We start from the raw sequence: 14,506 nt of genomic DNA, 5'->3' as shown, positions 1-14,506 counted from the left end.
TTATGTATAGGTAAAATAAGCAAATGTATGGTGTTTAAATACTAAGAATATAGTCTGTTAGATTAACATTATGCTCTAAATTCATTTTTTTACGCAAACGATATCGCTTAACTTCTACACTTCTTGGAGAAATGTTAAGTAGTGGAGCAATCTCTTTAGAAGATAAGTTTAATCTAAGATATGCACACAATCTTAAATCGTTTGGAGTTAGTGTTGCATGTTTAGACTTTACCTTTTTTAGAAAATCTTTATCTGCGTTATTAAAAGCCTCCTCAAATAAATTCCAATCGTCTTTATTATTAATATTTTTATCAATAATTCTAATAACTGATTTTAAATTAGAATCGCTTACCTTCTCATTAAGCTCAGATTTAATAGTATTTAAAAATTCATTCTTTTTAATCAAACTCATTGTAGAAATTGCTAATTCTCGATTTTTATTTTCAATTTCTTGTCTAAGTTTTTCGTTATTTAAAGCCATTAACTGTTGTTTTGTCTCAAAATCTTTAAGTTCTAACTCACGGTTTGCTTTAATTACTAATTTTTGTTTTTGTTTTTTGTAATACTGTTTATAAAGGAAATTGATTAATATAACGATTAACACCCCAAATAACACATACACTACAATCATTAAATTTGATATATACCAAGGCTTTTGGATTGTAAATTTAAAAGAAGCTTGATTTGGCACTACTTGCTCTCCTACTCTGGCTCTAACTTTAAAATTATACTCTCCATAGGATAAGTTTTTATATAAGACATTTGACTGTGTGGTCCAATCGCTCCAAGAATCATATAAACCTTCTAATTTATGAGAATATTCTGCTTCTAAATACTTATCAAACTCAGCTATACTGTAGCCAATATCTAGGTTATTCTCTTTATTATTTAAAATAACGTCTTGGTTTAAGTCTATTAAGTTTTTAGTGTTCCCTAGAGGTGATTTATTAATAGCATTTATAGAAACATGGTAATCTTTTGCTAAAATTTGAGTAACATCAATTAGAATATAACCTTTTGAAGTTCCAAATAAAAAAGTGTCGGGTTTTACACTAAATATACTTTCATAACCAGAAATCCCCTCTCTTAAAGCACTAGGCAAAGGTATAAATGATACTTTAGGAACCTTACTTAATTTACCTGGACTAATATAGTTAATGCCTTTTTGAGTAATAATCCATAATGAATTAGTTGCTTGGTCTGTTATTAATTTACCTGATGAATATCCTTGAACATCATACAAACTAGTTAATAACGAGTCTTTAATAAAATTAGTATCAGTTGCTGATTTTTTATAAATTCCCTGATCCGAAGCATAGTATAAAATCCCATTGTACTCTACTAACGAAGAGAACAAACCTTTTTCTAAATTTTTGACCTTTGAAACTTTTAAAACCTTTTGTAAATCAGCATCAACTTCTAATTTAAAAACACCTTTATACTCATGACTAACAAAAATTTGATTAGTCTTTGGCATTACAAAAAATCTGGATGAGTTATCAAAACCTTCAATTTTATTTCTTAATTGCCAGGCACCTTTTTTATTCTCTAAAACATTTAATCCATTATAATTACCCTGAAGCAATAAATTAGATTTGCCTTTAATTGTTTTTAAGTCCCAAGTTCCATCTATACTTGCAATTCTTTCAGCTTGATCCTTTTTTACTAAAAAAGTACCCGAATTATGGCCACAAAATAATTGGTTATTAATAATTTTTAAAACCCAAACTTGTCCTTTAGTGTTATCAACTGGATAAAATTTAGTTTGATTTTCCTTTTTATAAAATAACCCTTGATTTGTGCCTAGATATAAGATATCATCATAAACAATTGAAGCGTAAACTGAACCTAAAGCTCCTTCATCATCATTAAATATCTTAAAAGGAGAATTGCTATTGATAAAATTAATACCATTATCTAAACCCAACCATAAATTATCATCCAAATCTTGAAATAATGATAATACGGTATTATTACCTAACCCATTGACCTGATTTATATGTTGTTTTATAACTCCATCAGAATTTACTTTAATTAGACCATTACTAATGGTACCCAATAGCAAACTATTATCCTTAGTTTTAATACTGCTATAAATTGAATACTTTAATAATTTTTGATTTAAATTTTGAGACCAAACTGAAATTACATTACCACTAACTTTATAAATTCCATTATTTTGGGTTACAACCATCAAGTTATTATCCAAAAGATATAAACCAGAAATCACTTTTTGATTAAAAAAAGTACTACCACCAACAACAGTGGGCTCACCATTTTCTAACTTTAAAATCCCTTTTGCTCTATCCTGATAATAAATAGTATTATTAACTTTAAACATCTTAATAATACCAGCGTCTGAGGACAATATTTTAAATGTTTTAGTTTTTAAATTATAAACGTAAATCCTGTTTAAGGACTGAAATAGTAACCAATTATCTAGATTGGTGATTTTCCAAAACTGCTCATCTTCTAATAACTTATCTTTTATTTTATCCGAAAGTGAAGTATAACTTAATGCGCCTTTAGGGGTTTTTGACCAAAAACCAAATTGCATATAACTACCTGTATAAATCTTATCTTTAAAAACCTTTACAGATCTTAATATAGTTTTATTAGACGAAGGATACAAGGTCCATTCTGCACCATTAAACTCTAAAAGTCCTTTTGAGTTTGCTACATAAATATGTTTATCATCACTTTGTGAAAGTGCCCAATTTTGATTTTCGGCTTTGTAATGTTTGGGAGAAAAATATTGTATAGGTGGTAAGTTTTGAGATAGCAAATTACCACAAAAAAAACATAAACCTATAAATATCAAGGTTTTAATTACTTTTCTAAAAGATAGAATTTTCAATTTAAGCATATAGCAATATACAACATTGTATGGTTAAATTATAAAGAGAAATCAAACTATACAAGCAATATTGCTACAAACCTAATTGACTAAAAATCAGTAAAATTGAAAATAATATTCTAAAGATATTTTTTCAATATTTTTTTTAACACAATAACATCTTCAGTTTTGCTACGAACTAGTCTGTTTTTATTATTCGTTTCAAATAAAGAATAATCAATTACAGATAAATTGATAGCTTTTTTTGCTAACATGTCTTTTCTCCTCTTATTATACTTTTCTATCTGAACACCTCTAGTCACACCACTTGCTGTTAATGCTTCTAGTTTTACTTGTTGTGCTTCTGTTTTATTTTTATTATCTGCAAATTCTATAACCAAGTTTAAATCTTCATAAAATGCTGCTAAGGGTAGTAAAGTCCTTGTTTTTCCTTTTTTGTGTAAGTCTCCAAATAACCATGAAAAAGTATGTTTACGTGAGGCTTTTTGTTTTAAAATTTCATCACAAAGGTTTATAATATAAAACTCATCTGTGTTTTCTCTTATGGTTTTAGCTTTTTCTTTTTTAGACACAGTACTTATAGCTGTATTCTCAGGAAATTTAGCTCCTTCTTTTACAAAATACCAATAAATTGCTTTATCCGTTCGCTCTACATGTAGTAACGGTATTGTGTCTAAAACATTTTTTTGATCTAAATCACGTAAAACTTTTCGAAGTGGTAATCCTTTTTTTTGATCCTTTGCAAATACTCCTTCCTTAACTAATTCAGGCATAATTTGTTTTGCTGGTATCCAATCGATGTTTGAATTATTATCAAAGTAGGCCTGTACTACTTTATTTATTTGTGCAATTTTATCTTCTGCTTTAAGACTTCTTTCCATATTTATAGTTTACTTTTTATATTTGCATTAACTACAAATAAAACGCTGCAAGATAAGCCAATAATTATTAGCTTATTACTCTAGCACAAAAAAAGCCTGATTACTTCTATTTAAGTAATCAGGCTTTTAAACTTATGATAATTTTAATATCTAATTATTTCTGCTGTAAAACTGAACATCTCTTTGTAGGTCTTTAACACTTTCAAAGCATTCTTCAAGTTTTAATTCATATTCATCAATTTTTTGCTCTGTTTCTCTAACCTTAATTAATCTATTTTGAGCTTTTTGAAGCTTCATAAATGTACTAACTATGTTTTCATAAAGATCATAATTTTGAGTAGAATCTTTTTTAGGAATCGAATTCTGAAGTTCTGATAATCTTTTTCCAATTTCTGCATTATCAAAAGAGACTGTTGCTCCAGGAGCTGTTAAAGAGTCTATTATTACCGAAACTTCTTCCATTTTGTTAGCAAAACTGGCCTGAAATTTAAGTTCTTCTTTAACCAAAGAGGCTTGTTCTTTTAAAACTTCATTTTCTTTATTAGAAATTTGAAAATTAAAATATACAGCACCAACTATTGTACCTACGGTTACTAAAAAAATTAAAAGGAATTTTAAAAAGCTATTTCTTCTTTCTTTACTATTTTTTGGTTTCATTATTTATATGGACATAATTATGGTTGATTAATCTAATAAAAAGCTTCTTCTACTTTTAACTTCTGTATTATCTACAACTTCTTCTTTTACAAATATATTAGAATCTGATTTTTTTCCAATATAATCTAACTCATTTAATTTTTTATACAAGGATAACATTAATCTAGTAAATGCAGAAGTTTTATATAATGATTCGTTAATATTAGTATGAACATAGTCTAGTTCTATCATTTCTATTAAAACGTTTTCAAATGCACCTTGATTTAAATCACACCAATCGGTTAAGTAATTTAAAAGTTCTTCTTTACCTGTTCCTACATAGACGTCTAAGGCACTTTTAATAACTCTAGATAAACTTACTAATTTTGTTAACATGGCTACTGGAGCTTCATATTTATCTTTCAGTCTAAATTCTGGTATTATTGAATTTAGATATTCGCCTGTTTTTTGAGCTAAATGCAAAACCATATGCGCAAGGTCATTAGTTTGCTTTTTTTGATATATTTTTTGAACAATATGCATTGAAAAATGCTCCATTTGATTCAGAAAAGCACCAATCTCAGAATATGTAAATTTTAAATCAGGATGACTTTGAATTGATCGACATGGTGGTATAAAATCTTCTACTAATGTAGGTGTATCTCCTACCATTTCAACCTTACCAATGGTAATATGATATAATCCCATTTCATTGTCAGAGGATTCATTTTTTGGAATGATATCTATTTTATAATCTGATAACACAAAAGGATGGCGTGGTGGATCTTCTTGCGGATCTGCGTCTCCAACAGGAATTTTATTAAACGGATTAACATATAATACTATAAACCATTCTTGATCATTAGTATCAAGATCGTATTGATGTTTAAGTATTTGACCTGACTGCTCTAATAGTGTTTTTGTATGTTCTGTTATATTAATTTCAAAACCACCTAATGTTATAGCTCTACATGTATTTACTTCAACATGAATTGTTGATTGGCCATCCATTGACATTACTAAATCAATAGAGTTTTGAGCCAAACTACTGGACGGTAACAAACCAAAATTTACTGGTGTAACATTATTAGCATTACTATTATGCAAGGCACTCATCATGGCATTTTCCATACCAATAAAATGATTTTTATTAATCTTCATGCCATCAACCCAATTGATTTTATGATGTGTGTGTTCTGCTTTCATTTTATATTATATTATTTGGGTAAAACTATATTAAAAAATGGTTCTTTTATATATTAAAGATACATTTTCAATACAATTGGTCCCTTTTTGCTTATCTAACTCTAGAGATTTAATTTTAATGTTTTTGTTTGCTATTTTTTGACATAAAACAGAAAATGACATTGTACTTTTATTTACTACTACTGTTTTGTTTATATCACCACAGAAATACATCTTAAAATCTAAAGCTGTTTTGGTTCCGTTAGAGACCTGAATTAGCATTCTAGAAAAGTTTTTATCTGTAATATTAGGTGCAGTCATTGGCTTAACATCTTCTGGTTTATCCTCATCATCTCCTGATTTATAACCAATTGGATAATCCTTTACATTCCAATTTTTTATTGGTTTAACACTTGGTAATTCTTGATCCAAAATAGAAACGCCTTTTTCTGGTTCTAATACTTTAATTTTCTTTTTAGAAATATAATCATACTCATTATTTACAACAAGCTTGATAGTATACAAACCTGGCTCTTTATAAACATAACTTGCTATTTTGTTATTATCATCTACATTTGGACTTTCACCAAAACGCCATTCCCATGCGCTAGCGTTTTCAGTTTCATCATTTAACACTAGTTTTTCTCCTGCTCTAATAGATTCTGGTAAGTTAAAAACAGGAAATTTTGTAGAATCAACAATTTTAATAGCTTCATTTATCTGGACTGTTTGTATAGCAGTACATTTACCATTTACTATAAGTTGTACATCATAGCTACCTGGTTTTTCAAAATAATGTGCAGGATTTTTTTGAAACGAAGAGGTATTATCTCCAAAATCCCATTGCCATTTTTCGGCATCAATTGTTTTATCATTAAATATAATGGCTTCTTTTACTGTAAAATTTTGAGCCTCGGTTTCAAAAACTACAATATTACATCCTGATTGATTATTGTAATGATAGCCTAATACTGATGCTGAAATTAAAAATACAAAAATGAATAAATATTTTACCATTTTATCCATGTGATAATGTGTAATATTTTTTTCTGACATGATTATAATTTTTAAGATATTTTGATTTTGTAAGGAAAAACACTTACCGAATGATTTTCCAAAAATAACAATAAATTACTATTTAAAGCCTCCCATTCTTCTACATTTGTATTGTTTTCTGGGTTGGCTAAAAGTTCAATTTCGATACAATTTACTAATCCTTTGTTTAATGCTATATCTTTTATATAACTTTTTTTAATTTTTACATCAACAATTTTATCATTATATATCTCATAACATAACGCCTTAACATCTTCTTTAGTTACAATTCTGTCTCTTGATAATAAAGAGCGTCTGTAAGCGTTTAAACGCTCTTCCATAGTAAGATGGTCCTTACCTCCAAAGGTTGGAGACAACAACTTACTACTTTTTTGTTTTATACCTATTCCTTTATATATTTCTAGTTCGCTACCTGTTTTTATATTATTTGCCTGTGCACCATTTGTTGTCCAGTATTCCACTATTAAAGACTCTTTAGGTTTTATTGGTTTAAGACTTAAGTATGTGGTTTCTGAAACATCATTTGTTATTTCTGACACCTTTTTTTCTAAGCGCGCTATTAGTTGATTTAGCTCCTTAAGGTTAGCTTGTAAAAAATCGTTATTAAACATAGAGAAAGACGCACTTTCATCTTTTAATAACTCTAAAAGATAAACAACATACTCTTTAGCTTTTCTGTAACCTAATTTACCTACATTTTCTGTTCTTGTAATATAAGTTCCTTTTTCTTCGTAAGAATTGTCTTTACTTTGTGGCTTATATTCTTTTCCACTAGTATTGGATATACTATTAACATCTAAAAACAAATCATCTGTTTTAATTGGTACAATACTAATAAACTCTTTTAGTCTGTATGAAAAATTATTAATTTCTCTATTTAAAACAGGAAATGCATTTACAGTCACAAATATATTAGACAATGTAGCGTTAGAAATGACTCTAGGAAATACAATTTTAATCCACTTAACATTATCTGCAATTTTTACTTTGTTTTCAGATATTACATGTTCTAATTCTTCAAATTTTGAGTCGCTAAATGTTGGATTTTGCTTATTAGGCTGAATCTTAACAAAATGTTTATCGTAAAATTTACAAGTCTGTTGTACAATGTTGTTGGTTTTATTAGGTGCATCTTCAAAAATAGCATCTAAATCCAGTGCTGCACTTTTTTGATTAGTTATAAAACCTGATTCTGTATTAATTTTTTTACCATCCACGTACCATTCGGCAAATTTTAAATGGTGATAAAATAATGTTTTGTCATCTAAATCTAATAATTCAAAATAAAAAGAAACATCATTTAAGTCTAAAACTTCTAAATCACTAGACAAACCTATATATAATGTAGAGTTTGGCAAGCTGTTTCTAGATCCAGAGTCATGCAAAACTAGGTCGTCATTTTTACCCTCAATTTGTTTTATGGTTTTGCCTGCTGCTATATAATCTATCTTTGCATCAATCAAAGTAGACTCTGATACTGGCGTAAAGTATAAATTTTTAAAATTTTGGGTTGTCTTTTTTTGTGTAACCTTTTTTTTGTAATAAAATAAGGTTTCAGGCATAACTATTGCTTTAGCATCAATTGGATGACTTACCATAACTGCATGAGCCGGTTTTGGACCATAAATAGTTTCTGGCGTCATTAACTGGATTATTTTTTCTGTAATCCTAGTTTGAGACTCGTTTATTTCTCCACTAATTTTTTCAATTTCACTAGCGCAAGCACTTATTAACAAAGCCACCAATGGGTCAAAGGACATCTCTATCTCATTAGCAGGAACACCCCAAAGTGTTGCTGCCTTTTTAAGCATCCTATTTTTAATCTGTTCTTTGGTATTATTCATTTACTGTTTAATATGATAATGGTCCGATAAAAAAGTGTTCGATATAAGAAAAATCTTCATCAATTTTTTTAATTTTTCCTTTAACGTTAATATCTACTCTTTTTTTAATCCTATTACTTTGTTCGTTTAGATTTAATTCTTCTTGTTTAATTCTTACTGAAACTCTTACATGAGTTAATCTTTTTTCATGAATTTTTAACGAGTCTATTAAAGACTCTTCAATTAAAGACTTTAATTTGTTGGTGCTTTTTAAATTATCAAAATCTATATTCCAAATAGAGCATCCATAACTATCATCAAAAGTACACTCTCCAAAGTAGGATGTTGCTATTAAATGAATATTATTAGCTATGGAATCTGACAATCCACAGGTTTGATGAATTCTGCTTTTAATAAGCGATTCGGCGTTTATCGGTAATTTATAGTAATTGTTGTTCATTAAATATTGTTACAGTACTAAGATAAGTGTATCATTCAAATAAAAAAGCTGAAATTAAATATAATTTTATTACTTTTAAAATTAAATTCATTTCATACTTATTTTAATGTATTTTGTCGATATATGAAGTCTACGATATTTTTTTTATCTACTTTTATAAATCAAATTTTTCAATAATAAAATAACCAAAAAAATAATACTTAGTTAAATGAAAAAACTACTTTTAACTCCATTTTTAATCTTATTGTGTTTAGTAAGTAATGCTCAAGAAATATTTTTTGAAGGCGTTGTTTTTGACGAGCAATTATCGACTCCTATAGAAGGCGCTATCGTAACGATTAAAGATACCGAATACACTGAAGCTACAGATGCTGAAGGTAAATTTATCTTCACTAACAGGCTACCAGAAGGTCAGTATGCTATAATCATTGAAAAGAAGGAATTTGAACATGAAATCTTTTTAATTGATGTCAAAGGGACTAAAAAAATTGAAGCTAAAGAAGTAAAACTGGAACCTACAAAAAAAGAACTTTACAATCGTAAAGTGGCTGCTAGAGAAGCTAAAAAATTAGAAAAAATCGCAGAAAAAGAAGAAGCCGAACGAATTGCATCAATAGAGAAAGAATTACGTAAAAAAGATAAAGCTTATTCTAAAGAACTTAAAAAATTAGAAAAACTACATCGTAAAGGAAAAACAGGAAAAGATGAACCTGTTGTTGACTATAAAGAGCCAGAACCTGAACCAGCTATAGGAACTGATACTTTTGAGATTACAGAAGTACAAAAAAAATATGCAGAAATTTTGAATGTTGACCCATTAGATCTAACAAATGTGGAATTATACAACCTAATTGAAGAATGGGATAATGTAACTTATAAATATGCTGGAGTTACAAAAAAAGGGATCGACTGCTCCTCTTTTACACAATTAATTGCCTCTAAAATTTACGATGTAAGAATTGAAAGAACTGCCAGAGAACAATATGAATCAGACTTTATAGACGAGTTTAAACAAAAAGAAGCGCTTTTTGAAGGAGACCTAATCTTTTTTACAGGTGTTGGTAAAGATAATGACGCTTTAAACCATGTTGGATTATACCTTTATAATGGTATGTTTGTTCATTCTACAAGTAATTTGGATGCTAACGGAAAAAACGGTGTTCAAATAAGTAACTTAAATGATAAATACTGGAAAACAAAATTTGTTGCAGCAGGACGACTATTACCAGAAAACTAAGTCCTTATTACAATGAATACGTCCCAAATAAAAGATATTTTTAGTGAATTATTATCTGTGTATCAAAACTTAAAAACTGAAGTTTTAATTGCAGAAGTACAAGAGCGTACAGACCTAAAGTCTGAACACATTATTGTCAATAATAAAAGTACTTTTCAAAGACCATACAGACGTGATTTACTAAATATAGATGTATCCAAGCTTGAAGACAACTTATTAAGCATGGATATATCTAGAAGTGGTCTTTATGATTATTTACCAGAAGGTTTTTTTCATACTCAAAAAAACAATCGATCAAACTCGTTTTCATCTAACAGAATTAAAACAAAAAAAGAAGAAGCAGATGCCAGATCTTTCTTCTCTCCTATTGAAAACGAATTTTTTGAACAAAGATTAAATATTGAAAAAAACGAACGCATACTATTAAACAACTTTTACAGTTTAAAAGATGATTACTTAATAGACTTCTGGAACCTTAATCAAGATATGCCAAAAGCATATTTACTAAAACTTGTCAAACTACTACCACATTGCTTTAAAATAGCTGGTAACCTAGAATTAACAAGATTAAGTTTAGAAAAAATACTTAAAACAGACGTCACGTTTCAAAAAAAATACGAAAACAACAGTTTTAAATCTAATCATAAAAATACAGACCTAAAACTAGGTATAAATGCTGTTTTAGATAATATTGATAACCCTATATCATACTTAAATTTAGAAGTTACTATTTGGTTAAAAGATAAAAACGAAATAGATAGTTACATTTCAAACAAGGGAATTTCAAATTTTTTAAAGGTATTTTACAGTTATTTTTTACCTTTAGAGCTGGATGTAACTACAAAATATCAAGTTAAAGGTCCTTCAGTATTTTCATTGGACAACAATAACAGTTCCTCTTTAGGGATTTCAACAACATTATAATAAAGAAAAAAAATGGGTTCTCTTTCAAGTTTATTAAACGGTAACGCTTTTAAAATTAGCATTTTGCTATTTTTAGTAGGCTCTATAATAATGATGCTATTTACCAAAATAAGAAAAACATTTTCAAAACAAAAAAAGCAATCTATACTATATGCCATATTTATATTAATTACTTTTGGTTTAGTGGGATTTATTAGTTCTAGTAAAATTTTAAACGACACAGCTGTAAATAGTTTTATAGGGATGCAAATTGTATTTCTAATTTTAGGTTTATTACACCTATATATATTAAGAAAATTTTTTCCAGCTCTATCTGAAGATAAATCTGATTACTTTTCAGAATTTTTATTTACTATAGCTATTACACTAATTGGGTTATTTGCTTTTTTAAATGTTGTAACAAATTTTAGAGAAGGTATTAACTACACCTTTCTAGCTGCATCAATACCATTTATTTTCCCTTTTATGGTATATAAATTATATGAATTTTCATTACTAATACCTGTTCCTGAATACAAAAACTGGTTTTACCCATTAGAAGTTGATGTAAAAGAACCTACAAAAAAAGAACTTCAAAACCCATTAGTTATAAGTTTTGAATTTAAGAAAAATGAAAACTTACCTGATATAACTAACTTCAGGGTTAAAGCTCCAGAAAATATGGAGTTTGGTAAATTATTTTATTTTTTTATTAATGATTACAATGAAAGACATCCTGAAAGCCAAATAGATTACTTAGATCAAAACACTAAAGAACCAAATGGTTGGATTTTTTACAAAAAACCGACTTGGATATCCTCTTTAAGACATATTAACTTCTCAAAAACAGTATTAAATAACGACATAAAAGAAGATTATGTCATTGTATGTCAACGTACTAATGTTAACTAAAAGTTACCCAACTGCGGTTTAACTAATAAAAAAGCATTTTACCGAAAAAAAGCTATCTTGTTCATTTGCATTAATAGCTTTACAGTATGCCACTAATGGCTTTTAAACTTTTTTATTAATTAAATACTTATTATTATGGCTTTTAAAGCAAAACTTAAAGTAGGAGGACAAGAGTACAACGTATTAAATTCATCTTACGAATTACACCAAGAAACTGATGCAACAGGAAGACCTTCTTCTATTACTAGAGGTGGAAAAATTAAATTAACTGTTGAGTCTACTGCAGACACAAGTCTTTCTGACTGGATGTTTAACAACTTTGAGCGTAAAGACGGATCTATCGTATTCTTAAAAAGAGATAGCGAGTCTACTTCTAAAGAATTAAAGTTTACAGAAGGATACATGGTTAAGTATCTAGAAAACTTTGACTCTACAGGTAAAAATCCAATGTCAGAATCTTTTGTTATATCTGCTAAAGGTATTGGTATAGGTAACGGAGAACACACTAATGACTGGGTATAACAACTCACATTATTAATATTTTATCAATTTAAAGGGAGTTGCGTATGCACTCCCTTTATTTCTTTATTCTCATTTTTTAAACCTATTAATTCATTATGTCATTTTTAGCAAAACTTAATATTGATGATAACGAAATGAATGTATTAGAATGCTCCTTTGGTTTTCACCAAGGCGCTGATACTACAGGTCGACCATCTCAAAAACCTCGTGGAGGACAAATAACTATCTTGATCGAATCTACTAACAAAACAGACTTTTTAGAGTGGATGATCTCTCATAACATGACCAAAAATGGTGATATTATCTTTTACAAAAGAGATAATATGTCCAGCCTTAAAACCATAGCATTTAACGAAGCATATTGCTTAGATTATATGGAAGATTTTGATGCTGTTAGCGCACAACCCTTAAAAACAAGAGTTATAATTTCTGCTAAAGAAATTAGTGTAAAAGGAACAACCTATACAAATAATTGGCCAGCAAAAATGTAATTTCTGCAAGTTCAAATCTAACGCTTTCAACATATAACTATTATATAGTTAAAGACTGTACTATTGTTTTTTTTATAAAAATACGTAATAATACGTATTGTACCTCCAAGTACATTATTGTAGTTTAGCTTATTAATAAAACAGCTTTAATAAAATGAAACTTATTTGATATAAGTTACTAAAAGTTGTCATAACGGGAAATATAACCCCAAAAACAACTATATTAGTTGTCATATAACCAGTTAGCCACAAATTACCAGAAACTATGAAGAACAATGGAAAATCGTTAGAAAAAACTATCCGACTTATCCAAGAGACTTTAAAAGATTCTGAAAACACAAAAATTTTCAATAATTATAAAATCGAAAACGAAAGTGGTCAGAAGCGAGAAATTGACATATTAATCGTTTCCTCAATAAATGACTTTGACATTAAAATTGCGATTGAATGTAAAGATTATAATAAAAAAGTTCCCGTTAAAGAAATTGAAGCATTTGAATCGAAATGTGATAGAATTAAACAAATTAATAAGAAAGTTTTTGTTAGTACAAACGGATATCAGACTGACGCAATAAATACAGCAAAATATTACGGAATTGAATTACATACCGCAAATAAACTCAAAAAAGAAGATATTCAAAGTTGGTTTCCAATAAAACAAATGGGACTTCAAATTGAGTCAAAATTTATCTCACCAACTCTATATTTAGATACTACAAAGGAAATATTAGACACTATTTTAAAAGAGTTTAATGGAATTGTTTACAGAGAGAACATTAATGAACCTATTAAAATAGAAATGCTTTTAATTGAGGCTATTGAAAATAATAAAAGGGTAATAATGAACCTTGCTATTCTTGAATGGATAAAATTGGAAGAAACGAAAAAAGACGAATCTTTCCCTATACAATTCAAACTTGACTTTAATGATTATTATATAAAATCGACAGATATAGAAAAAATCAAGCTTTTTGGATTAACATCAAGTGTATATGTAAAATTCGTGAAAAGAGATGCTACAATTTTAAGCGGAAGAATTGTCAAAGGTTCAAAAGAAAATGATATTACAAAATCAGTAACAATAGACGTTGGAGGTAACATAAAAAGTGACATTATAATAGACAAAAATGAGGAATTAACATTTTTCGCAACAAATGAAAAAGGTGAATCTAAAAAATTGAAAACTTTATTTACTTACAATCCGAAAACAAAAAAATTTAACGATAAATAATCAGTGGCTAACACCGTATAAAATTAATTGCTAGTTCTAGCCTACTTACGAAAGTCCTCTCGGACTTTCTATCTGTGATTTATTTGCTAACTTTAGCGCTTAAAACACGCAACTAATCTTATACAATCACGTTAGGCAATATTAAAACTCTGAACTTTCCTGAAATAGGTTGACTAAAAATTAAGCAATTAATTACAGTCACTTATGAAAACACAAAATGAACACTGGCGAAAAAAAAGCTACCAAAAAGCCACTTTAGAAACCAAACTTTTAGTCGTTGACCAAATCTTAAATAGGCAGATTTCAAACAAC

The 14,506-nt window shown here is 28.2% G+C and carries 13 protein-coding genes; 6 read left to right on the top strand and 7 right to left on the bottom strand.

All coding sequences use genetic code 11. From position 1 onward, the window contains the following. Nucleotides 1-34 precede the first annotated feature (34 nt). The 7 genes from JAO71_RS02415 to JAO71_RS02385 form a co-directional block, all read right to left on the bottom strand. Nucleotides 35-2,857, bottom strand: a complete 2,823-nt coding sequence (locus JAO71_RS02415; protein WP_236011139.1) for a helix-turn-helix and ligand-binding sensor domain-containing protein — start codon at nt 2,855-2,857, stop codon at nt 35-37. Between the two features lie 119 nt (nt 2,858-2,976). Next, nucleotides 2,977-3,738, bottom strand: coding sequence for a hypothetical protein (locus JAO71_RS02410; protein WP_202998590.1), 762 nt, complete (start codon nt 3,736-3,738; stop codon nt 2,977-2,979). Nucleotides 3,739-3,888: 150 nt separating this feature from the next. Next, nucleotides 3,889-4,395: a type VI secretion system TssO gene (gene tssO / locus JAO71_RS02405; protein ID WP_028291047.1), complete on the bottom strand. Its 507-nt coding sequence runs from the start codon at nt 4,393-4,395 to the stop codon at nt 3,889-3,891. Nucleotides 4,396-4,422: 27 nt separating this feature from the next. After that, a complete protein-coding gene (locus JAO71_RS02400) occupies nt 4,423-5,580 on the bottom strand; it encodes a hypothetical protein (RefSeq protein WP_116822999.1) in 1,158 nt (385 codons plus the stop codon). A gap of 30 nt (nt 5,581-5,610) precedes the next feature. Beyond that, nucleotides 5,611-6,615 (bottom strand): PKD domain-containing protein, encoded by a 1,005-nt coding sequence (locus JAO71_RS02395; protein ID WP_028291049.1) that lies wholly within the window; start codon nt 6,613-6,615, stop codon nt 5,611-5,613. A gap of 11 nt (nt 6,616-6,626) precedes the next feature. Further along, nucleotides 6,627-8,459 carry a type VI secretion system baseplate subunit TssF gene (locus tag JAO71_RS02390; RefSeq protein WP_202998589.1) on the bottom strand — a complete coding sequence of 611 codons (1,833 nt, stop codon included), beginning with the start codon at nt 8,457-8,459 and terminating at the stop codon, nt 6,627-6,629. A gap of 7 nt (nt 8,460-8,466) precedes the next feature. After that, nucleotides 8,467-8,898 carry a GPW/gp25 family protein gene (locus tag JAO71_RS02385; RefSeq protein WP_054851288.1) on the bottom strand — a complete coding sequence of 144 codons (432 nt, stop codon included), beginning with the start codon at nt 8,896-8,898 and terminating at the stop codon, nt 8,467-8,469. A gap of 208 nt (nt 8,899-9,106) precedes the next feature. Between JAO71_RS02385 and JAO71_RS02380 the strand changes: the two genes are divergently transcribed. The 6 genes from JAO71_RS02380 to JAO71_RS02355 all read left to right on the top strand — a co-directional run bounded on the left by JAO71_RS02380 (nt 9,107) and on the right by JAO71_RS02355 (nt 14,194). Continuing rightward, a complete protein-coding gene (locus JAO71_RS02380; RefSeq protein WP_054851289.1) occupies nt 9,107-10,135 on the top strand; it encodes an NlpC/P60 family protein in 1,029 nt (342 codons plus the stop codon). A gap of 12 nt (nt 10,136-10,147) precedes the next feature. Further along, complete coding sequence (locus JAO71_RS02375; protein WP_202998588.1) at nt 10,148-11,059, top strand: hypothetical protein; 912 nt, start codon at nt 10,148-10,150, stop codon at nt 11,057-11,059. Nucleotides 11,060-11,071: 12 nt separating this feature from the next. Continuing rightward, nucleotides 11,072-11,950 (top strand): TssN family type VI secretion system protein, encoded by an 879-nt coding sequence (locus JAO71_RS02370; RefSeq protein WP_202998587.1) that lies wholly within the window; start codon nt 11,072-11,074, stop codon nt 11,948-11,950. 135 nt (nt 11,951-12,085) lie between these two features. Beyond that, a complete protein-coding gene (gene tssD / locus JAO71_RS02365) occupies nt 12,086-12,472 on the top strand; it encodes a type VI secretion system tube protein TssD (RefSeq protein WP_054851291.1) in 387 nt (128 codons plus the stop codon). A 95-nt stretch (nt 12,473-12,567) separates the two neighbouring features. After that, a complete protein-coding gene (gene tssD, locus JAO71_RS02360; RefSeq protein ID WP_202998586.1) occupies nt 12,568-12,963 on the top strand; it encodes a type VI secretion system tube protein TssD in 396 nt (131 codons plus the stop codon). A 265-nt stretch (nt 12,964-13,228) separates the two neighbouring features. Further along, a complete protein-coding gene (locus JAO71_RS02355) occupies nt 13,229-14,194 on the top strand; it encodes a restriction endonuclease (protein WP_202998585.1) in 966 nt (321 codons plus the stop codon). Nucleotides 14,195-14,506 lie beyond the last annotated feature (312 nt).

Source organism: Olleya sediminilitoris (assembly GCF_016785945.1).
GTDB lineage: Bacteria > Bacteroidota > Bacteroidia > Flavobacteriales > Flavobacteriaceae > Olleya > Olleya sediminilitoris.
The sequence above is the reverse complement of the archived record's forward strand: the minus strand, read 5'-3'. Positions and strand labels throughout refer to the sequence as shown.